The sequence below is a fragment of the Actinomadura sp. 9N407 genome (assembly GCF_044326315.1).
Taxonomy (GTDB): Bacteria; Actinomycetota; Actinomycetes; order Streptosporangiales; family Streptosporangiaceae; genus Spirillospora.
Genome location: NZ_JBIRAW010000044.1, coordinates 1 through 21440, shown reverse-complemented (window position 1 = coordinate 21440; position 21440 = coordinate 1). Strand labels below are relative to the sequence as shown.

Here is a 21440-nt window from a genome sequence, read left to right as displayed (position 1 = left end):
CGTCGACGACCGTGAACGCGACGACCAAGCGCCCAGGAGAGTACGGATCGCCCCGCGCGACCACGCCGGCGGGAGTACATGCACTTGCGCCCAGTGGCGGACGACGACGCCGGAAATCGGCACGGATGATGCCGGTCCCGGTCGTCGACACAGGGAATGCGGTCATGGACGTGATCAGTACCGGCGAGGTCCCGGCGCCCGAGCGGTTCGCCTTCTGGCGTGAGGTGACCTCCAAGACCTGGGTGGCTCTGGACGCACGCTGCGAACCACATCTCGAAGACCGGTTCCAGGCTCAGGTCGGTATCTGCGGACTCGGCCCCGTGCAGGCGACCCTGATGACCGCCACGCCGCACTCGGTCCGCCGCACCCCCAAGCTGATCCGCCAGGCCGACCCCGAAGCGTTCTTGCTCACCTGCGCCGTACGCGGCCTCGGCATGAACGGCGAGCAGGACGGCCGGCGCGCCTACTGCCGCGTCGGAGATCTCAGCCTGTACGACAGCTCGCGTCCCTACCTGGCCGGGCTCGCGCCCGGACTTCCAGCGAGCCGGCTGCTGGTCCTGCAGTTCCCGCGCTCATCGCTGCAACTGCCGGATCGGGACCTGCGGCGCCTGACCGCGGTCCGCATCCCCGGCGACCACGGGGTCGGTGCGCTTTCCTCGCAGTTCCTGCTGCAACTCGCCCATCGCATGGGCGAGCTGACCCCGTCCGACACCATCAGGTTGTCGAGCCTGGCGCTCGACGTACTGACCGTCGCCCTCGCCGGCACGCTGGACGCCCAGAGCACGTTGCCGCCCCAGACCCGGCGGCGGGCGCTGATGGCCCGGATCCACGCCTTCATCCAGGAGAACCTGGGCGATGCGCAACTGACCCCGGGCGCGATCGCCGCGGCGCACCACATCTCCCTGCGTTACCTGCACCGGCTGTTCCACACCGAGGGGCACACGGTCGCCGGCTGGATCCGCGAGCGCCGCCTGGAGCAGTGCCGCCGCGACCTGGCCGACCCTCGGCTGGCCACCCGCCCCATCACCGCGATCGCCGCCCGGTGGGGGTTCACCAGCCCCGCGCACTTCAGCCAGATCTTCCGCAGTACCTACGGCCTCTCACCGCGCCAGTTCCGCCAGCAGTGCACAGGGGCTAAAGACCTGTGCACTCCTGCGTAAGACCCGCCTGGGCCGCGGCTTGCACCCTTGAGCGGAAGGCGAACAAAGCGGGGGATCGACCGCCGGCGCAGCGTCGGCCGTAGGAGCCCCGGCCCCGCTGGCGGCCAGAAGCCGGCGCGGCCGTGCTCTCGCCTCGCGCTCCAGGCTCTGCCCGACCGGGTAGGGCCGCAAGCGAACGGAGAAGCGCTATGTCCAGTACCAGTCCCGGCTTCGCGGACGCTCGGTCGCAGCCGTCCCAGCGTGGAAGGCTCCAGCAGCAGCGGGCGACGGCCGCTCTGGTCGCCCTGCTCGGGTTCCTCGTCGCCCTCGCCCTCGTCGCGACGCCGGGCACCGCGCGCGCATCCCAAGCCGCGAACGGCACGCAGGCCGGCGCGGCCATGACCGCCGCCGAGTTGCAGGCCACCTGCGACTACATGGCGAAGGAGGCGGTCAACGTGCACGTCCGGCCCGACCGGTCGTCCGGCATCATCCGCAGCTACCCGCGAGGCCACCGGTTCACCAACGCCTCGTGCGGCAACACCACAGGAGGCAATTACGCCTCCTGCGGTGGGGGCAACCTGTGGAAGCCGCTGGCCGGAGGCTGGGTCGCAACGAAATGCCTCGTTCGTCTCTGACCCTGCCTAGCAGGGATGGTCGGGACTGCCCCATGCGCCGCGTCGAGCGCGCCGAGTGCAGCCCGGACGACGTCGAGGGCTGACGTACGTTCACCGCCACCGACGGCGACCACCGAGAAGAAAGCCCCGCACCCGGCTCTCCCACGGGTGCGGGGCTTTCGCGATCCCCCGAACGGCATGGCCAGCGACCCTGACGTCAGGACGGCAGACCGTCACCGGCAGGCGCGGGCGGCACTCGGCGACCGCCCCTGCAGGAGGGACGTCAACCCGGGGGGTGAGAGCGGAAAAGGCCCAGGCCAACAACCCTGGGGAGGCTCAGTAGTCCAGCCGGCCGGCCTTGATGGTGCTGACCAGGCTGATCAGCGCCCGGGATAGGCCGGTTGGGGCGGCCATGTCGCTGATTCGGTCGTACCTATCCGCTGAGTTGCCCGGGCTACGGAACCACCCCGACCGCATCTACGTGGTTCCGGCTTCGCGCGCCGTGGTCGTGCGGCTCCGTTCCGGCCCTCGACGGCCGGGGCGGAACATGCTCCACTGAGAGCCCGATCGGACGCCTGGAGGCCGCATGCGTTTCAGCCACTCGCTCTGCGCCGCCGCCCTTCTCGCGGCCGCGTGTTCCGGGCCACCGGTCACGGCGCCGCCGCCCACGGCGACCACCTCGCCGGCGGCCGCCCCCTCGGCCCCTGCCGTCCAGGCTGAGACGCCCTTCTTCGGCTGCCTCCGCTCGCACGGTGTCCGGCTCTCCGAGAAGAACCATGAACCGGTGGGCGACACCGACCACATCAGGAAGGCCATCGAACGGTGCGCCTCCCTCCTCCAGGGACAGGACGTGCGCATTCCGGTGGCCAAGGGCAGCCGTTTCCAGGTCTGCCTGGCGGAACACGGGGTGAAGTTGCCACCCGTCGGCGAATGGCTCAGCATCCATCCGCGCGAGCCCACGATGGCGCAGGCACTCAGCGCCTGTGCGTGACCTCCAGCGAGTCGAGCACGGCACGGTCGGCGTCCCGCCCGAGTCCCAGGCGTCGGTATTCGTCCACCCCGAGGACAGCGATGTCGCCTGCTGCACGGAAGGCCATGGGACGTTCCGGCCTTGTCGGGATCATGCGGGGGACGCGAACGAGCGCACTGGGCTCGTGTCCTACCGACCGTGGCCCGTGCCTAGTGCGTCAGTTGAAGAGATCCTCTGCCGCGTCGATGGTGGCGGCGCGCTGGACGAGGCGTTCGAGCTGGTCGAGGTCCGCACAGTCGGTGACACGGTCACGGATGTCGTTGGGAACCGAGATGCCACGGGCATGCAGGACGAGGAGCACCGACTTGGCCTCGCCCTTGGCCTCGCCCAGGGCCTGGCCTTCTGCCCTGTGACGGATGGCGAACTCCGACTGCCACTCGTAGTCGTCGAGCTTCAAGGTCTCCTCCAGGAGCTTCCGTGCGGCGTCAGAGAACCGCGACATCACATAGTCATGGTACAGAGTGCCGATGTCGTCGCTGAGGGTGTCGAGGGCGGTCGAGAGGCTGTGGATGACCGCTTCGGCGTGCGGTCCGTCGGCGTGAGCGGGGGCACTGAGAACCGCGAGTTCGGGTAGCCGGCGCGCACTGGCCGGGTCGGTGATCGGGGGCAGGCTCTCGGGGGACACGGTCAGGGGCTGGAGGACCCAGCCGGGGTGGCCCATATCGATCGGAGCGGCACAGCCTTTCGCCGTGGCCATGTCGGGACAGAACACCAGAAGGATCACCGGGCACCTGCGGCGCAGGCGCAGCGAGGCCAGGTAGGCGGGCCAGCTGTAGGTCTTCTCCTCTCGCGACCGCAGTTGCGACTCCGCGACTACGCCAAGGGCAGGAGAGTCGGGATCGCCCAGCAGGACGGTGGCGTCGCAGCGCAGTTCGGCCGGGTGCGTATCGGCGTAGGACTCCGATGCCAAGGTGACCTGGCCATGGCCTGACACGTCGACACCGAAGACGCTCCGCAAGAGTTCGGGGACGAGCTGCGGCCGGTTGCGGACCATCTCCAACGGCAGCTCATGATTGCTCGTGGGCATGAACTTAAACTAAGGGTAATCGATTGACCACGTAGTGTTTAAACGAGAATCGAAAACAGAACGCCCTGGTGTCAGTGGGGAGGCCTGGCCAGTAGGCGTTTGCGGTCGGGGGTGTAGTGCCACCAGGGTCGGGCGGGCTTTCCTTCGGCCTGGTCGACGGCGGACATGACGGTGTCGAGGAGGCACGGATCCAGGCGCTCGCCATAGGCGGCTGACATTCGCTCGTACAGCTCCATCGGGTCCTGGTCCACCAGCTGCTCGATCCTGGTGATCCCGATGCGTTCGAAGTAGCGGGCCACGGATCTGCCGACGTTGACCAAGGCGGTGAGGTTCGAGCCTTCGTTCGGGGTCATGACGCGGCTCCCGGCGGGATATTGAAGTTGATCTTGAACATGTTGGCGGGGTCGTAGCGGGCCTTGAGGGTTCTCAGGCGTGCGAAGTCCGATGGGGTGTAGGCGGTACGTACGGTGTCCGGGGCGGTGTCCTCGACGCCGGCGAAGTTGAGGTTCATTCCGCCGGTGCTCCAGGGGCGCAGGGTGTGGGGCCCAGGTCGCGCAGGGGGCGCAGGGGGCGCTCGCCTTCTGCGGCGTCGCCGCTGTAGGCGATGCGGAGGTGCGTGACGAATCGGCCGCGCAGGGGTTCTGGTACGTCGGGGATGTCGGGGATCTGGGCCATGAGGATCGAGGAGGCCATCTCCTCGGGGACGTTCCGGGCCCAGTCGGCGTAAGCGTGCAGTACCTCGGTGGTGGCCTCGGCCGGGAAGTACAGCCCGCCGCCGTACAGGCGTGAGACCGGGAACAGGTCGATTTCCATGCCGACGACCAGGCCGAAGTTGTCGTTGCCGCCGCGTACCGACCAGTACGGCGGCGTCGGCCGGTACGGAGGGGCCGTGGCCGGTGGCCATCACTCCGACGGGGCGTCCTTGGTCTGCCGCGAGCCTCACTGCGGCGACCACGTCTTGGTCTGTGGCCGCGGCGACCACGTAGGCCGGGCGCGATTCGGCCGCCCGGTTCAGTCCCAGCCGCTCTTCGTCGTATCCGGGTTGGCCTGGCCGGGGGATGTTTCCGTTCATGCAGGTCAACGTACGAGAGCCGGGTGGGCTGTGGCTTGCAGGAAACGGCCGTGCACGCGGCGTGCCGTCCTGGACGGCACGCCGCGTACCGGTCAGCGGCGGAAGAGGTTGAGGCGCTTCTCGCCGACCTTGTCCCGGAGGGCCTGGTCGGTGACGCCCTGGCCTTCGGCGGTGGCGCCGCAGAGGACGGCGACCTTGCCGACGTGCTGGTTGGTCTGTACGGCGCGGGTGGCCTCGCCGGCCTCGTCCAGGGGGAAGACGGCCGACAGGGTCGGGTGCAGCATGCCGAGGCTGAACAGGCGGTTGACCTCGACGGCCTCGTGGTAGTTGAAGCCGTGCGAGCCGAGGATGCTCTTGAGGCGCATCCACAGGAAGCGGTTGTCGTACTCGTGCTTGTAGCCCGTGGAGGAGCCGCAGGTGATGATGGTGCCGCCGCGCTTGGCGACGTAGACGGAGGCACCGAACGTCTCGCGGCCGAGGTACTCGAACACGATGCCCGGGTCCTCGCCGACCAGGTTGCGGATGGCCTCGCCGAGGATCCGGCCCGCCTTGCGGTTCAGCATGCCCTCTTCGCCGAGGTTGAGCTCGTTGCGGTTGATGATGTGCTCGCAGCCCTGGGCGCGGGCGAGGGCGGCCTTCTCCTCGGAGGAGACCACGGCGACGGGGATGCCGCCGCCGTTCTTGACCAGCTGGGTCGCGAACGCGCCGAGGCCGCCGGTGGCGCCCCAGATCAGGACGACGTCGCCCTGCTTCATCCGGGCGCCGTGCCGGCCGACGAGCATCCGGTACGCGGTGGCGGCGCAGAGGGTGTTGGAGCCCGCCTCCTCCCAGGTGAGGTGGGCCGGCTTGCGGATCAGCTGGTTGGCCTTGGCGATGCAGAACTCGCCGAGTGAGCCGAAGTTGGTCTCGAAGCCCCAGGCGAGCTGGGTCTCGCTCATCATGCCGTCGTCGTACGAGCCGTGGTCCTCCTCGTCCACGTAGGACGGGGAGATGACGACGCGGTCACCGGGCTTCCAGCTCTTCACCCCGGAGCCGGTACGGACGACGACGCCCGAGCCGTCCGAGCCGAGGATGTGGTACGGCAGGTCGTGCCGGGCGCCGTGCCAGCCCTGCCGGCCGAACTTCTCCAGGAACGCGAACGTCGGGACGGGCTCGAAGATGGCCGACCAGACGGTGTTGAAGTTGATGGCCGCGGACATCACCGCGACGACCACCTCGTCCGGGGCCAGCTCGGGCATGTCGACGTCGCCGACGTGCAGTGAGCGCCGCACGTCCTTGTCGGTCTGGCCGTCGAAGATGCCGACCTCGTCCTTGCGCGTGTACGCGGCGCGGAAGCGGGCCGGCAGTTCGATGTCCAGCAGTTCCTGTCCGGTCGCGCCGGAACGCGCGGCTTCGAGCAGGTCACTGGACGGGGCGGGCAGAGCCATGGATCTCCTCCGGGGGGCGCGGGTCACTGAGCGGGGCGGGCCACTGGAAGACCACGTGCGGCGAGCTGTGCCTCCAGGTGCGCGGCCATCCTCCCGACCCCTGGCGGGTCGAGGAGGTTGAGGTGGTGCACTCCGGGAATCGTGACGATCTCCAGGCCGGAGCAGAGCTCGCCGAAACCGTTGGTCCCGTCGAGCACGTAGCGGGCGTCCTTCACCGACCAGGGCGTCTCCTCCGGCGCGTGGTAGAGGATCACGCGGCCGTCGTACGGGCGCGGCTCGTACGCCTCCAGGGATCGGGTGTCCTGGTGGGAGGTGAGCTGGTGGCTGAGGGCGGCGGGCGGGATGTGGTCGACGAGGGGCGCCGCCCGTTCCATGACCAGGGCGAACTGGGCCTCCTCGTCCAGGCCGGCGAGTTCGTCGTAGGTGAGCGTGACGCCGAGGTCGTACGTCTGGTTGATGTAGTCGGCGAACGCGGCGAAGCGGCGCGCGAGGGTGTCGGACTCGTCCTCCACGGGGAGGGGAAGCCCGGCGTCGAAGAGGGCGACGAACTCGACCTCGCGGCCCGCGGCGGTGAGCTGGCGGGCCGTCTCGTACGCGAGGACTCCGCCGAACGACCAGCCGCCCAGGCGGAACGCGCCTTCTGGCTGGACCTCCAGCAGGTGCTGGACGTAGCGCGCGGCTCGTTCCTCGACCGGGGGCGCGTCCTCGAAGCGTTCGAGGCCGTAGACCGGCTGGTCACCGGACAGGAGATCGGTGAGCTGGCGGTAGCAGGCGGTGGTGCCGCCGGCGGGGTGCGCGATGAAGATCGGCGGGCGGGTGCCGGCCGAGCGCAGGGGGCGGACGGTCTGCCGCGCCGCTTCCTCGTCGGCCGCTCGGATGAAGTCGGCGACGTGTTCGGCGGTGGCGACCTCGAAGAGTTCGCCCCGAGTGATTTCTCTGTTTTCCCCGACCAACCGACCCCGACCGACCTCCCGGCCTAGTTCTGCGGTGATCTTGGCGACGACCTGGTCGGCCTGGTGTTCCTGGCCGCCCAGTTCGGCGAAGAAGTCGGCCGTGACGCCGACGCGGTCGAGGCCCAGGACGTCCTCGAAGATGCGGACGGCGAGGCGTTCGGCGGCATCGCGCGGCATCACGTAGCCGGCTTCGGCGTTCGAGACGGCGGAGACGGGCTCGCCGGCGAGGCCGAGTTCGTTGGACGCCCATTCCTCGAACGCGTTGACGCTGGCGCCCTGCAGCAGCACGGACGCGGGGACGGTGAGCCCGAGGTCGTGCTCGACACCGCTCTTGATCCGTACCGCGACCAGGGAGTCGAGACCGAGGTCGGTGAGCGGGACGGCGGGGTCGAGCCGGTCGGGATCGAAGCCCAGCACCGAGGCGATCCGGAGCCGGATCTGGTTGCCGATCATGCGTCGGGCGGTGACCGGGTCCAGGTCCTTGACCGCGTCGACGCCGGGCCAGTCGCCCGCGTCGCCGAGCGTTCCGGCGGCCTCGGTGAGCGCGGCGAAGTACGGGATGTTCTGGATCTCGGGGAACAGGCCGACGGCGGCGGCCGGGTCGAACCGCAGCACGCCGGTCGAGGGCCGGTCGAAGGCCAGCAGCGCTTCGAGGGCCTCGGCGCCCTCGGCCGGGCTGATCGGGTCGATCACCGCGAGGTCGAGATCGGCGGCGCCGCCGATCTGGGACCAGGCGCCCCAGTTGATCGTCGTACCGGTACGGCCGTGCGCCCGCCGGTGCGTGATCAGCGCGTCGATCGCGGCGTTGGCGGCGGCGTACGCGGCCTGGCCGGGGGAGCCGAGCAGGACGGCGGCCGAGGAGTGCATGACGAACCAGTCGAGTTCGGTGTCCCAGGTGGCCTCGCTCAGCCGCCGGGCGCCCTCGACCTTCGCCCACCAGACCCGGTGCAGGTCGTCCGGGCCCAGGTCGGCGATCAGCCGGTCGTCGATCCCGCCGGCGCCGTGCAGGACGCCGCGCAGCCGGGTACCGCCCTCGCGGGCGACGCCGAGGAGCCGTTCGGCCATGCCGGGGGCGGCGATGTCACCGAGCACGATCCCGACGTCCACGCCGCTCTCGCGGAGCTTGGCGATCACCTTCTCGGCGTCGGGGCCGGGGCCCGAGCGGCCGGACAGCACGATCCGCGCAGCGCCGCGAGCGGCCAGCAGGCGGGCGGTGACCAGGCCGATCCCGCCGTAGCCACCGGTGATCACGTACGCGCCGCCGCGCCGCACGATCCGGCGAGGGGATCCCGCGGCGTGCCGACCCTTGGCAGCGGTCGTACGGGGCGGCACGCCGGGGGGCAGGTGAGCCTGGGACAGCCGGGCCACATGGCGGGCGCCGTCGCGCCAGGCGACCTCGCGCGCGGCGCCGTCGCCCAGGACCTCGGCGATCAGGCCGGCGGGACGGTCGGCGTCCACGAGAGTGGCGCGCTGGGCGGTCCGTTCGAAGGCGAGCACGCGGGTCAGCGCGCGGACGAAGCCCTGGCCGGGCTCGCCAGCCTCGCCGTCGCGTACGGGCAGTACGGCCCGGGTCGCGACCCACAGGCGGGGACCGTCGGGCAGCGAACGGCTGACGCCCGCGACGGTGAGCACGAGCGCCTCGTCCACCAGGTCCGGGGGCGGGACGAGGACGACGGCGTCCGGCGGGTCGCCCATCGGCGGGTGCGCGTCCGGCGGGCGCTCGCTCAGCCGGTGCCGGAAGACGCGGTGGCCGCCGGCTTCGAGGCCGGTGCCGATCTCGATCGCGAACGGGTCGTCGTCCTCGGCGAGCAGCAGGAACGCGCCGCCGGTGATGGACGGTTCCGGTGTTTCGGTCTCGTCCCAGACGACCTCGACGAGCTTGTCGGCGAGCGGGACGGGGACGTCGGAACGCTCGACGTGGCGCAGCACGATCCCGGTGGCCTCGGCAAGGACCGCGCCGTCGGCGCCGACCAGCTGGACCGATCCCAGGGTGCCCTCGTCATCGTGGACGACGCCGACCCTGGCGTGGCCGCCGCGATGCGTCGGCCCGTACACGCGGAGGCTGCCGATCGTGTCGGCCAGCCAGACGCCGGGCTCGCCCGTGACCGCCTCGGCCTCTGTGGACAGCACGTCCAGGCAGCGGCCGAAGACCTCGGGGTGGAAGCGGTAGTGGCGGCTGCCGCGCTCGGCGGCGGCGACCTCGGTGAGGGCGGTGCCGGACGGGACGGCCGGTCCGCGGCGATCTTCGCCCACGTCGGCGCCGGCCAGCCGGATCCAGGTGCCGGCGGGGGTCTGCGCGTGGATCTCGGCGCGCTGCTCGTCCTCGTCGTAGGTGGTCGTGACGACGGTGTGCTCGGCCAGCGCGAGCGGCCGCTCTATCCACAGGCTGTTGACACGGACCGTGTCCGTGCCGAAGACCTCGGAACCTGCGGCGAGGGCCATCTCGGCGAACGCGGCGACCGGCAGCGCGCGGAGCCCGTGGATCCGGGCGTCGGCGGGCCACTCCCACATGGCGGTGCCGAGATCGGCGCGCCAGGCGTGCCGGTCCTCACCGGGCAGTTCGACGTGCGCGCCGAGCAGCGGGTGCTCGTCGCGGCTGCCGGACGGGCGCTTGGAGTGGTCCACCCAGTACGACTCGTGCTGCCAGGGCGCCGGGGGAACGTCGATGACGCCGCCGTCGGCGGGGGTCGCGACCGGGAAGCCGTGCGCTTCCATGACGCCGAGCTGGGCGTGGAACGTGAGGGCGTCGTCGGTCTCCTCGCCCTTGCGCGCCTTCTTCAGCGTGTGGGTGACGAACGCGCCGGTGCCCTCCAGGGTCTCGCCGACGCCGTGCGACAGGATCGGGTGCGCGTTGACCTCGACGAATGTCCGGAAGCCGTCTTCGGCCGCGGCCGAAACAGCGTCGGCGAGCCGGACCGGGTTGCGCAGGTTGGCCGCCCAGTAGTCCGCGTCGAACCGTTCCGGCTCGGCGCGCGGGTCCTCCAGCGCGGTCGTGTAGAGGCGGATGCCGTCGGCGAGCGGCGTGCCCGGCTCGACGCCGACCTCGGCCAGCTCCGCGCGCAGATCGTCCAGGAGGGGGTCGACCTGCGGCGAGTGCCCGGCACCTTCGGCCTGGACCATGCGGGCCAGGCGGCCCTCGGCCTCGGCCCGTTCCACGACGGTCGCGACCTGTGCGGCGTCGCCGGTGACGACGGTCTGCTTCGGCGAGGAGTGCACCGCCGCGTACACCTCGGGCAGGTCGTGCGCGAGCCGCTCGACCTCGGCGGCGGACGCGCCGAGCACGGCCATGGAACCGCCGCCGACCAGCCTGTTCATCAGCCGCGAGCGGCGGCAGATGACCTTGACGCCGTCCTCGGGGTTGAGCGCGCCGGCCACGACGGCGGCGGCGACCTCGCCCATCGAGTGGCCGATCACGGCACCGGGCGTGATGCCGTGCGCCTTCCAGGTACGGGCCAGCGCGAGCTGCACGGCGAACAGCACCGGCATCGTCTCGCCCGGTCCGTCCGGCTTGCGGCCCTGTTCCAGCATGTCCCAGAGCGCCGGGCCGCCTTCCTCCTGGAACAGCGCGTCCAGATCGTCGATGGCCTCGGCGAAAGCGGGCTCCTCCTCCAGCAGGCGCTGCGCCATGCCGGCGCGCTGCGCCCCGTACCCGGAGAAGACCCAGACCGGACGGCCGGGCGCGCCCAGCGCCGTACCGGTGACGACGCCCGGGTGCGGGCGGCCCTCGGCCAGCGCCGTGAAGCCGTCCACGAGCCCGGCGCGGTCGCGTGCCGCCACGGCCGCGCGGGCGCGGCCTCGCGCGCCGCGCCGGTGCAGCGTGAGGGCGAGGTCGGAGAGCCGTACGTCGTCGTTCTCGGCGAGCCAGCGGGCCAGGACCCCGGCATGGTCGCGGACCCGGTCCTCGCTGGTGTCGGACAGCGCGTACGTGCGGACCGACACCGGCTCGTCGGCGACCTTCTGCGGAGGCGCCTCTTCCAGGACGACGTGCGCGTTCGTACCGCCGAAGCCGAACCCGGAGACACCGGCACGGGCCGGGTGGCCGCGATCGGGCCAGGCGATCTCCTCCGCCACGACCTCGAGCCGCAACTCCTCGAACGGGATGTGCGGGTTGGGCTCCTTGTAGTGCGCGCTCGGCGGGATCGTCCTGTGGTGCAGGGCCAGCACGGTCTTGATCAGACCGGCGATGCCCGCCGCCGACTCCATGTGGCCGAGATTGGACTTGGCGGAGCCGAGCAGCAGCGGGGCATCGGGCTCGCGCCCCGCGCCGAGCACCTCGCCGACCGCCTTGGCCTCGATCGGATCGCCCAGGAACGTCCCGGTGCCGTGCGCCTCCACGTAATCGACATCGTGCGGGTCGATACCGGCCGATGAATACACATCGCGCAGGAGTGATTTCTGAGCGTCAGAATTCGGCGCCACCAGGCCATTGGAACGACCATCGGAATTGACGCCCGAACCTCGGACAACGGCCAGTACGCGATCACCGTCGCGCAGCGCGTCCGAAAGGCGCTTGAGCACCACGGCGCCGCAGCCTTCGGCCCGTACCATGCCGTCGGCGGAGGCGTCGAACGCCTTGCAGTGGCCGTCGGGGGACGTACCGCCCGCCTGGTCGAACGTCACGGTGATCGTCGGGGACAGCAGCACGTTGACGCCGCCGGCCAGCGCCACGTCCGCCTCGCCCGCGCGCAGCGCCTGGACGGCCAGATGGGTCGAGACCAGCGAGGACGAGCACGCGGTGTCCACGATCATGCTCGGCCCGCGCAGGTCCAGCAGGTAGGAGAGCCGGTTGGCGATGATGCTCAGCGCGGCACCGGTGGCGGTGAACGCCTCCAGCGAGGCCAGGTCGGCGGCGGTGAACGCCGCGTACTCGGGCGCCGAGACGCCGACGAACACGCCCGTACGGCTGCCGCGCAAGGAGGTCGGCGCCAGGCCGGCGTGCTCGAACGCCTCCCACGCGACCTCCAGGACGAGCCGCTGCTGCGGGTCCATCACCGCCGCCTCGCGCGGCGTGATGCCGAAGAACCGGGCGTCGAACAGCGACACGTCGTCCAGGAAGCCGCCGAGCCGGGTGGTCCGCGCCAGCAGGTCGCCGACCTCGGGGGATCCGTCGTCGAACGCGTCCCAGCGGCCCTCGGGGACCTCGCGGATCGCGTCGCCGACCCCGGTCAGGAAGCGCCAGTAGTCGCCCGGCCCGGACAGGTCGCGGTCGCCGCCGGGAAACCGGCAGCCGACGCCGATCACCGCGATCGGCTCGTCCGCCTCGGGGCGGGCGGCGTGCACGGCGGGCGCGGGGACGGCCGCGGGCTTGGCGCCGGAGGCCAGCTCGCCCAGCGCGACCGAGAGCTTGTTGATCGTCGGGTATTCCCAGACCAGGGTCGCCGGCAGCGCGCGGCCGAGCATCTGCTCCAGCTCGCCGGCCACGGCGACGGCGTCACGGGATCCGAGCCCGAACTCCTCCAGCGGGCGGTCCGGGTCGATTTCGGCGGGCGTGATCCGGGAGCGGCGTGCGATCTGCTCGATCAGGTGCCGACGAATCGAATCCTCGCTGATCCGCGTCTGGTCCTGTGCGGCTCCCGAACGATCGCTGCTGTGCATGCGCGTGGTTCTCCGATCGTTCGAGCGGAGGGACCACTTTGTCCCACGGTGACCGGCTCATGATGCGCATCCAGACCACTTTTCTGGCGGACGCCTTGTCACGGTGATGACAAGACTCGGAAGTAACCAATGTGGCCTGATGGGATACTTGAACGGCCCTCGCCAAAGATGGGCGACTGTAACCGGTTGCAAGCGAAAAGTAACGTTACCACTCACATCAAATAGGGGGTAGCGGCGAATTCCCGGGGCCCGCCGGGAGCGACCGCCGCGCGAACAGGTGACCCGGGGCCGATACCGATGGGCGCTGGCGGTGGTCGCCACCAGCGCGTTCATGATCACCATGGACAACACGGTGGTCGCCAACGCGCTGCCCACCATGATGCGCGAACTCGGCATGTCCAACGCGGCCAAGGACTGGGTCGCGACCGGCTACATCCTGATGTTCTCCTGCCTCATGATCGCGGGCGGCCGGCTCGCCGACGTCTACGGCTGCCGGCTCACGTTCATCACCGGAATGGCCATCTTCACCGGCGCCTCCGCCGTGTGCGGGCTCGCCCCCGACGTCAGCGTCCTGATCATCGGACGGATCGTGCAGGGCGCCGGCGCCGCCCTCGCGCTGCCGGCCACGCTCGTGATGGTCACCGTCGGCCGTACCGACAAGCAGCGCTCGCTCGGCACGATCGTCTGGGTGGGCGCCGCCGGCGGCGCCACCGCGCTCGGCCCCACGATCGGCGGGATCATCGTCTCGCACTGGCCCTGGGGCTGGATCTTCCTGATCAACATCCCGGCCGGGATCATGGTGATCGCGCTCGGCACCGTCGTGCTGACCTCCAAGGGCGAGAACCGCACCGCCCGGATCGACATGCCCGGCGTGCTGATCTCCGCCACGATGCTGTTCGCGCTGACCTACGGGCTGGAGACCGGCCGCCAGATGGGCTGGACCGACCCCGCCGTGCTCAGCGTGTTCGCCCTCGCGGGCATCGCCCTGCTGTGCTTCATCGTGGTCGAGAGCTGGGCCCCCGACCCGATGATGGACATGCGGTTCTTCCGGAACCGGGTCTTCGTCGGCGGGCTGCTGTCGCAGATGATGTGGGGCATCGGCTTCAACGGGATGATCTTCTATTCGGCGACCTTCCTGCAGCGCTACCTCGGCTTCTCGCCCCCCGAGGCCGGCCTGGTGATGCTCCCCTCGGCCATCGCGGTGATGGTGCTGACCCCCGTCTCGTTCTGGGTCGCCGCCCGGCTCGGCCCCCGCGTCGCCGTCGGCGGCGGGATGGCCGCGATGGCCCTCGGCATGGTGATGTTCTCGCTGCTGCGGCGCGACGACGGCTTCGCCGAACTGATGCCCGGCGTCCTGGTCGTCGGCATCGGCTCCGCCATGTGCATGCCGCTGGCGATGTACGTCCTGAAGTCCGTGCCCGACGAGCAGGCGGGCCTGGCCAGCGGCATCCTCAACGTCATCCGCGAGGCCTCCGGCGCGTTCGGCATCGCCATCGTCGGCCTGCTCATCCACGAGATCCCGCACGAGGACGCCAGCGACGCCGCCCTGGAGTCGTTCCGCCACGGCACCGCCTCCGGCCTCGTACTCGGCGCGACGCTCGTCCTGATCGGCGGGGTGATCAGCGCCCTGACCCTGCCCAGCCGCCGGGGCTGGTTCGGCCCCAAGCACGGCCGCCGGGCCTTCCCCAACCCGGCCAGTCCCGAACCTGCCCGCAAGCCCGTCCGCAAGGCGGTCCGAGAGCCGGTCCGCGAACCCGTGCCCGTGGCCGTCGCCGAGCCGGTCTCCGTACCCGCAGGCCCCGGCCCCCCGAACGGCAGGCCGCACGGCCTCGATCCCTTCCCCGACAGCCCGGAACCGGGCGGGAACGGAGCGGTCTCGCCCCTGGAAGCGCTCGGGATGACCCCCCGCGACGGCCTGTCCGTGATCACCACCGGGCCGACGCACACCGCACCACCCCGCTACCCCGCGTACCCGCCGGCAGAGGAACCCCCGCCCGCCGCCACACCGGTCGCGCCCATTCCGGCGATGCCGCCTCCTCATGCCGCACCCCCGAATGCTGCTCCTCCCAGGGCCAGTCCGCCTCAGGCTCCGCACGTTCCACCACCTCAGGCTTGGCCACTGCAGCCCACACCGCCCGACGCCACGCCTCCGAAGGTTTGGTCCGCACCTGCAGGGCCGGTCCCCACGGCTGTGCCTGAGCCCGAACTTGTGCCCGAACCCGTAACCGAACCCGTGCCGGAGGGCGACGAGGGGCAGTGGCCTCCGCCGCCACCCACGGGCTGGTACCAGCCGTACGTACCGGAAGAGCCCGCCGATCCCTCGTCGGGGTCGCCACGGCGGGACGTCTGGTGAGGGGAGAGCCGTGAGTCGCACCATCGTCATCGTGGCCGCCGGCTCGCGTGGCGACATCCAGCCCTGCGTGGCCCTCGGGCAGGCCCTGGTGGCCCGCGGCGATCGCGTACGGCTGGTGGCGAGCGCCCGCTATGCCTCCATGGTGCAGGCGGCGGGCCCGATGGAGCTGGCGTCGCTCACGGCCGATCCGACCGAGATCCTCGACTCCGAGGCCGGGCAGGAACTGCTCGCCGGAGGCCGCAACCCGGTCAAGTTCCTGGGCGGATTCAGGCGGATCCTTGGGCCGATGGCCGAACAACTCCTAGCGGAATGCCTGGACGCGTGCAAGGGAGCCGATCTGATCCTCGGGCCTACGCTCGGCATGCTGTCCCAGCATCTCGGGGAGCATCTCGGGGTTCCGTGGGGACTCATCCACTTCCAGCCGAGCGAGCCTACGGGGGCGTTCCCGCATCCGTTCCTGCCGCAGACGCGAAGGCTCGGCCCCTTGGGCAACAAGGCCGGCTACCTGGCCATCGAGCAGGTCGCCTGGCAGCTCGGACGGCCCTTCATCAACCCGTGGCGCCGCAATGAGTTGGGGCTGCCCTCACTTCCGCTGCGCGGACCTATGCGGCAGGCACGTCGCGACCGTCGGCCTGTGCTCGCGTGCTTCAGCCCCACTGTGGTGCCGCGTCCACGCGATTGGGCACCGTACGTCCACCTGACCGGTTACTGGTTCCTGGACGAGGTCGCCTGGGAGCCGCCTACCGAACTGTCCGCGTTCCTTGAGGCGGGCCCTCCCCCTGTGTACGTGGGGTTCGGCAGCATGCGGCCCAAGGATCTGGAAGCAACGGACGTTCTCGTACGGGCAGCCTTGCGCAAGGCAGGCGTACGAGGCGTCGTCCAAGGGGACCCCGACTCCTCCACCGATGACGTGCTCGCCGTACGGGACGTACCGCACTCCTGGCTGTTCCCGCGCATGGCGGCGGTGGTCCACCACGGAGGAGCGGGCACGACATCCGCGGGGTTGCGTGCGGGTGTCCCCACGGTCGTCTGCCCGTTCTTTGGTGACCAGCCGTACTGGGGCGAACGCATCGCCGCCCTAGGAGCAGGCCCCGCGCCGCTCCCGTTCAGCAAACTGAACGCCGCGCAACTGGCCTCGTCCATACAGAAGGCCGTCCAGACGCCCCACATGGCCACGCGCGCCCAACAGCTAGGACGCCGCATCACAGCAGAAGACGGAGTAACCCGCGCCTGCGAAATCCTCGACACCCTCTGCTGATCCCGACCCCCGCACCGCTCCGGTGGGTCGTCCGGTGAACGTTGGCGGTCACCGCGCTAGGAGCGTGTGGGGGTGGCCAGGAGTTCGCCGCTGGAGTTGGCGTGGTAGAGGGTGCCGCCCGAGGCGTACAGGTTCTCGGCGAAAATCAGGCGGGACCGGTGGTCGGCGCGGATCTGCTTGACCAGCCGGCCGGTCGCCGGGTCGAACGAGGACAGGCCCCGGTCGCCGATGTGCAGCAGGCCGTCCGCGAGTACGGGACCGCCGTGGCTGTCGGGGTGCAGCCGCTGCTGCCACAGCCCGCGGCCTGTGGCGGTGTCCACGGCGACGAGCAGGCCGTTGCGCGTGTTCACGAAGAGCCGGCCCGGGGTGACGATCATGGGGGGCGGGCCGGCGAAGCCCTTGTCCATGCCGAGAGGGTACGTCCAGCGGAGTCGCCCGGAGCGGCGGTCGAGCGCGTGCAGCACCGCCGCCCACCACACCATGAAGATCGTCCTGCCGTCGGCCAGTGTCAGCGTCCCGTCATTGGTGATGGGGGTGGCGAGTTCCGCCTGCCAGCGCGGCCTGCCGTCCGAGGCGGTGAAGGCGAGCACCGTGTACGACCGTGCCTGGAGCGCGCCGGTGATCGCCAGGACCAGATCCCCGGCCTTCTGCAGCGGCACGGCCACGGGCTGCGGGAGTTCGGCGGACCACCGGCGGCGGCCGGTCGCGGCGTCGATGCCCACCAGCAGGTCACCGGCGTCCAGATGGCACACCGTCCGTCCGGAGGCGACCGGCCCGAACCCCGACAGGCGGCCGTGGCTCCACCGCGCCCTGCCGGTACGGGCGTCGAAGGCCGTCAGCGTGTTCTCGCGGTTGTCCGGGACGCACACCACGCCGCCCGTCGCCGCCGAAGGCGGGCTGGAGGGGTTCAGGCCGAGCTGGTGCGACCATGCCTCCCGGCCGGTGGCGATGTCGTACGCGGCAAGCCGGCCATCCCTGAGCTGCAGGAACAACCGGTCCGCCGATCTCGCCAGGCCCTCCAAGGTGTCGGTGAGGACGTCCGGGACGCTCCACCTGACCCGGCCGGCGAGCGGGTCCACGGCGGCGAACGTGGTCCCGCCGGCGACGAGCAGCACCCCGTTGACGATCACCAGGCCGCGCGCCTTCAGCACTTTCTCACCTGGAAGTCGCACCATCCAGCGCACCGGTCCCGGCGGGGTACCAGGCCGGCCGCGCATGTCGTCGATCGCGAGGAACGTGGCCACTCCGGTGACCACCCCGCCGGCGATCAGCGCCCGGCGCGGTATCCGCCGCCGGCGGCGGACCGGCAGCGGCGGCGGTACCGGTTCACTGCTCCGGCCGGCGATCCCGGCGCCCACCTGGTACGGCAGCCACCGCGTGCCGTGCAGGTCCATGGTCGCGGCGTCGGCCAGCCGCGCGGTCACCTGTTCGGGGCCGGGCCGTTCAGCGGGGTTCTTGGCCAGACAGGCGGCGGCGATGTCGCGGAGCACGGGGTCGGGCACCGCCTCCAACCGCGCCGGCTCGTGCACGGTCCGGTGCAGGATCACGTGAACGAGGCCGTCGCCGAACGGGCCGGTCCCGGTGACGGCGAAGACCAGCACCGCCCCGAGGGAGAACATGTCGGAGGCGGGCTCCGCCGTGCCGCGCGCGACATGCTCGGGCGCCATGAAACCCGGCGAGCCGATCACCTCGCCGCTCTGCGTGATCGCGGCGGAGTCGGCCGCCCGCGCGATACCGAAGTCGATCACTCGCGGACCGTCCCGGCCGAGCAGCACGTTGGCCGGCTTGAGATCGCGATGGACGACGCGCGCCCGGTGGATCGACCGGACCGCCTCCGCCAGCCCCACCGCGAGCGCCCGAACACTGGCCGGTGGCAGCGGACCGTACGACCGGACCGCCTCTTCCAGGGACAGGCCGGGTAGGTAGGACGTCGCCAGCCAGGGCCGTTCCGCTTCGGGATCGGCGCGCAGCACCGGGGCGGTGAAGACACCGCTGACCGTTTGCGCGATCTCCGCCTCCCGGCGGAACCGGGCGCGGAACCCGGGGTCGTCGGCGAGCTCGCGATGGATCAGCTTGATGGCCACCGGCCGCCCGCCGGGGGACGTGCCGAGGAAGACCTCGCCCATACCGCCCTGGCCCAGCCTGGCGAGCACCTTGAACTGGGCGATCTGTCTCGGGTCGCTGGGACGCAGGGGCTCCATCGGTCCTCCAGGGGGTCAGGGGGCGGTGACGGCGACCAGGTCACCGGTCGAGCAGATGGCGGCTCCGTCCGCCGCGGCGAGCCCGTCGATCTCGGCGTCGAGGCGGATGCGCCACATCAGGCGCCCGCGATCCAGGTCGACGGCGTGCACGGTGGCGCCGCCGGGCGCGTAGAGCGCGCCGCCGATGCGGGCCAGCGGAGCCGTCGCCGTCTCGGAGCCGCCGGCCTGGACGGGCACGGCGAACCGCTGCTTGCCCGTACCTCGGTCGAACGCGCGCACGAAGCCGGCCATGTCCAGTACGACGACGGTGTCGTCGTACACCAGAGGCGGCCTGACGACCTTCCCGGCGGGGACGCTCCAGCGGGCCTTGCCCTGCTGTACGGCGTGGAGCCGGTTCCCCTGGTCGGTGACGTAGACCGTGCCCGCGTCCAGCACGGTCGCCGCCCGGCCCTCGACACGATGGCTCCACACGGTCGCGCCCGACGCCGTGTCGAGCACCCGGAATTCCTCCTTGGTCAGGACGCAGAGCGCCCCGCCACCGGCGGTCAGCACGGGGTAGCTCGCGATCCAGTCGAGCGAACGCCGCCACCGCTCGGTTCCGGTACGGAGATCGAACGCACTCAGCGCGTCCCCTGCCACGATCACCAGCCCGTCCGCCGCGATCGGCGGCTGTACCGGAGCGGTCAGCGGCGCCGACCACCGCCTCTTCCCATCCGCGGCGTTGAAGGCGGTGAGCTCCCAACGCGACCCGCGGGCCGCATTGCGCAGGCCGCCCTCCTCAAGTGCGACGGCCGTTCCCCCCGCGACCGCCACCCGTTCGGAGGAGCGCTTGATACCGCGCTTCCAGCGCTGCTTCCCGGACCGGACGTCGACGGCCAGGAGCCACCCTTCGGCGCCCATCAGGTCACCGGTCGAGGTCACCACGTAGGCCGTCCGCGCGTCGATGACGGGAGCCGCCTCCGTACGCGGATCCCGCAGCCGCCACCGCACCCGTCCCTCCGCCGGACCGCCGCCGGCCGGGCTGCTTCCTGCCGCGGCGGGCGTCTCCGGCGGCCGCGGCGACGTCTCGGTCCCGGACCGCAGCCTTGCGGTCAACTCGCCCAGCCCCGCGCCCGCCACCCCAACCGCCGCGAGCCCACCGGCGATCAGCAACCGTCTCCGGCGGACCCGCCCCGGCAGCGCCATGGTGGCCGGTGTCGGCTGCGCCTGCCTGGCCCGTACCGCCTCGGCCAGTGCCGCCGGTAGCCATCCGACCCCCTCCGGTGCCGTGCCGGCCCAGCTCAGCCGGTCCAGCAGCATCGCCGACGTCGGACGCAGCGCGGGATTGCGGGCCAGGCAGTCGGCGACGAGGCCGCGCAGGAACGCATCGGGTATCCCGTCCAGGTCCGGGTCCTCGTTCAGCACCCGATGGATCATGACCGGAACCGGGCCGTCGCCGAACACCCTGCGTCCGACGACGGTGAACCCCAGCACCGCGCCCAGCGCGAAGACATCGCCCGCCGGGCCCACCTCCTGACCGGCCGCCTGCTCGGGCGCCATGTAACCGGCCGTGCCCAGGACCCCGCCCGGACGGGTCAGCACGTGATCGTCGGCCGCCCTGGCGATCCCGAAGTCGATGATCCGCGGGCCCTCGCCGCTGAGCAGCACGTTGGACGGCTTGAGGTCGCGGTGCACCACACCGGCCCGGTGGATGGAGTCCAGCCCCTCCGCCAGCCCGGCCGCCAGCGCCAGCGCCGCCTGGACCGGGAACGGCCCGTGCGTCCGGACCGCCTCCTGCAGCGACAGGCCCGGCAGATAGGCCGTGGCCAGCCACGGCGTGGCCGCCTCGGGATCGGCCTCCAGCACGGGCGCGGTGAACGCGCCGCTCACCAGCCGGGCGTTGGCGACCTCCCGCAGGAACCGCGCCCGGAACCGCGGGTCCCGCGCCAGATGCTCGTGGATCACCTTGATGGCGATCGGCGTCCCGGCCGGTGTGCGGCCGAGATAGACCCGCCCCATGCCCCCGGCGCCCAGCCGGGCGACCAGCACATGATCCCCGATGCGCACCGGATCTTCCGGAGTCAGCCGTTCCATGGCACCAATGACGCACACCCGCCCCCGGAGATCGACCCCTTCGCCGAAAAAACATCAAGGAAACGGCGGCTATGGCCTCGATACAAGATCGAACAGGGAGACACCGGCCCGACCTACGTGTGCAGGTACTACCTGTCGCAATGACCGCGCGACCTTAATCCACGTCGCGAATGGCTCCTGGCCCGAGCCCCTACGTGGCTGCCGGCGCCGCTCCTACGCCTTGAGTCCGGCACTGACGGTCAGCCCTGGATGGCTACCGTCGAAGTATCGCTGAAATCAATCTCGCCGGTGCGCTCTGGATTCTTCTCACGAGCCCGCTCGCGATGAAGGGAGCATTTTTCGGCTCAGATGGTTCAGTCGGAATGTTGCTGATCGCGCTCAGTGTCAATGCCGTGGCGATCACCGTCGCGACGGTTTCGCGACACACGTCCAAGCCACTGAGTTGGGGCGTGGCCTTTCCGGGGGTCGTGGCGGCAATTCTTGTAGCGGCCATAGGCCTAGGAAGCCTGGCATCCGGGTTCGCTTTTCTCCTGCTGCCCGCGGCCATCGGCATGTACATCGTGCCGATGTACGTTGCGACGCACAAGACCCCACTATCTGGCGGTAAGTCGCCCAATGGCATGCCGTTACCCCCGCCCCGGTCGGCGTCCGACGGTTGACTCGTGGGGTGTTGGCCTTTGCGTGGGTGTGTTATTGGG

Annotated in this window: 14 protein-coding genes; 6 read left to right on the top strand and 8 right to left on the bottom strand. The window is 71.2% G+C overall.

The features are described from left to right. Window positions 1-164: 164 nt before the first annotated feature. The 3 genes from ACH34Q_RS42095 to ACH34Q_RS42085 all read left to right on the top strand — a co-directional run bounded on the left by ACH34Q_RS42095 (window position 165) and on the right by ACH34Q_RS42085 (window position 2744). Window positions 165-1160, top strand: coding sequence for a helix-turn-helix domain-containing protein (locus tag ACH34Q_RS42095; RefSeq protein WP_395988820.1), 996 nt, complete (start codon window positions 165-167; stop codon window positions 1158-1160). Between the two features lie 188 nt (window positions 1161-1348). Further along, on the top strand, window positions 1349-1774 hold the full coding sequence (locus tag ACH34Q_RS42090) for a hypothetical protein (RefSeq protein ID WP_395988819.1): 426 nt from the start codon (window positions 1349-1351) through the stop codon (window positions 1772-1774). A 565-nt stretch (window positions 1775-2339) separates the two neighbouring features. After that, window positions 2340-2744, top strand: coding sequence for a hypothetical protein (locus ACH34Q_RS42085; protein ID WP_395988818.1), 405 nt, complete (start codon window positions 2340-2342; stop codon window positions 2742-2744). Between the two features lie 196 nt (window positions 2745-2940). On the opposite strand, the gene ACH34Q_RS42080 is transcribed toward ACH34Q_RS42085, so the two are convergent. The 6 genes from ACH34Q_RS42080 to ACH34Q_RS42055 all read right to left on the bottom strand — a co-directional run bounded on the left by ACH34Q_RS42080 (window position 2941) and on the right by ACH34Q_RS42055 (window position 12857). After that, the gene (locus tag ACH34Q_RS42080) at window positions 2941-3810 is read right to left on the bottom strand and encodes a hypothetical protein (protein WP_395988817.1); all 870 of its coding nucleotides are present in this window, start codon (window positions 3808-3810) and stop codon (window positions 2941-2943) included. 71 nt (window positions 3811-3881) lie between these two features. Further along, entirely contained in the window at window positions 3882-4163 is a 282-nt protein-coding gene (locus ACH34Q_RS42075; protein ID WP_395988816.1) for a helix-hairpin-helix domain-containing protein, read from the bottom strand. Next, window positions 4160-4321 (bottom strand): BBE domain-containing protein, encoded by a 162-nt coding sequence (locus tag ACH34Q_RS42070; RefSeq protein WP_395988815.1) that lies wholly within the window; start codon window positions 4319-4321, stop codon window positions 4160-4162. The genes ACH34Q_RS42075 and ACH34Q_RS42070 overlap by 4 nt, the downstream gene beginning before the upstream one ends. Further along, on the bottom strand, window positions 4318-4623 hold the full coding sequence (locus tag ACH34Q_RS42065; RefSeq protein ID WP_395988814.1) for a hypothetical protein: 306 nt from the start codon (window positions 4621-4623) through the stop codon (window positions 4318-4320). The genes ACH34Q_RS42070 and ACH34Q_RS42065 overlap by 4 nt, the downstream gene beginning before the upstream one ends. Window positions 4624-4974: 351 nt before the next feature. After that, window positions 4975-6309: a crotonyl-CoA carboxylase/reductase gene (gene ccrA, locus ACH34Q_RS42060; RefSeq protein ID WP_395988813.1), complete on the bottom strand. Its 1335-nt coding sequence runs from the start codon at window positions 6307-6309 to the stop codon at window positions 4975-4977. A gap of 23 nt (window positions 6310-6332) precedes the next feature. Further along, entirely contained in the window at window positions 6333-12857 is a 6525-nt protein-coding gene (locus ACH34Q_RS42055) for an SDR family NAD(P)-dependent oxidoreductase (RefSeq protein WP_395988812.1), read from the bottom strand. 277 nt (window positions 12858-13134) lie between these two features. On the opposite strand from ACH34Q_RS42055, the gene ACH34Q_RS42050 reads away from it, so the two are divergent. Both ACH34Q_RS42050 and ACH34Q_RS42045 read left to right on the top strand, forming a co-directional pair. Then, a complete protein-coding gene (locus ACH34Q_RS42050; protein WP_395988811.1) occupies window positions 13135-15210 on the top strand; it encodes a DHA2 family efflux MFS transporter permease subunit in 2076 nt (691 codons plus the stop codon). A 10-nt stretch (window positions 15211-15220) separates the two neighbouring features. Beyond that, window positions 15221-16468, top strand: a complete 1248-nt coding sequence (locus ACH34Q_RS42045; protein ID WP_395988810.1) for a glycosyltransferase — start codon at window positions 15221-15223, stop codon at window positions 16466-16468. A 56-nt stretch (window positions 16469-16524) separates the two neighbouring features. Here ACH34Q_RS42045 and ACH34Q_RS42040 read toward each other — a convergent pair whose 3' ends face one another. Both ACH34Q_RS42040 and ACH34Q_RS42035 read right to left on the bottom strand, forming a co-directional pair. Next, entirely contained in the window at window positions 16525-18669 is a 2145-nt protein-coding gene (locus ACH34Q_RS42040; RefSeq protein ID WP_395988809.1) for a PQQ-binding-like beta-propeller repeat protein, read from the bottom strand. A 15-nt stretch (window positions 18670-18684) separates the two neighbouring features. Continuing rightward, entirely contained in the window at window positions 18685-20715 is a 2031-nt protein-coding gene (locus tag ACH34Q_RS42035; RefSeq protein ID WP_395988808.1) for a PQQ-binding-like beta-propeller repeat protein, read from the bottom strand. A gap of 389 nt (window positions 20716-21104) precedes the next feature. Here ACH34Q_RS42035 and ACH34Q_RS42030 point away from each other — a divergent pair, with 389 nt between their 5' ends. Next, the gene (locus ACH34Q_RS42030; protein ID WP_395988807.1) at window positions 21105-21401 is read left to right on the top strand and encodes a hypothetical protein; all 297 of its coding nucleotides are present in this window, start codon (window positions 21105-21107) and stop codon (window positions 21399-21401) included. Window positions 21402-21440: the final 39 nt, after the last annotated feature.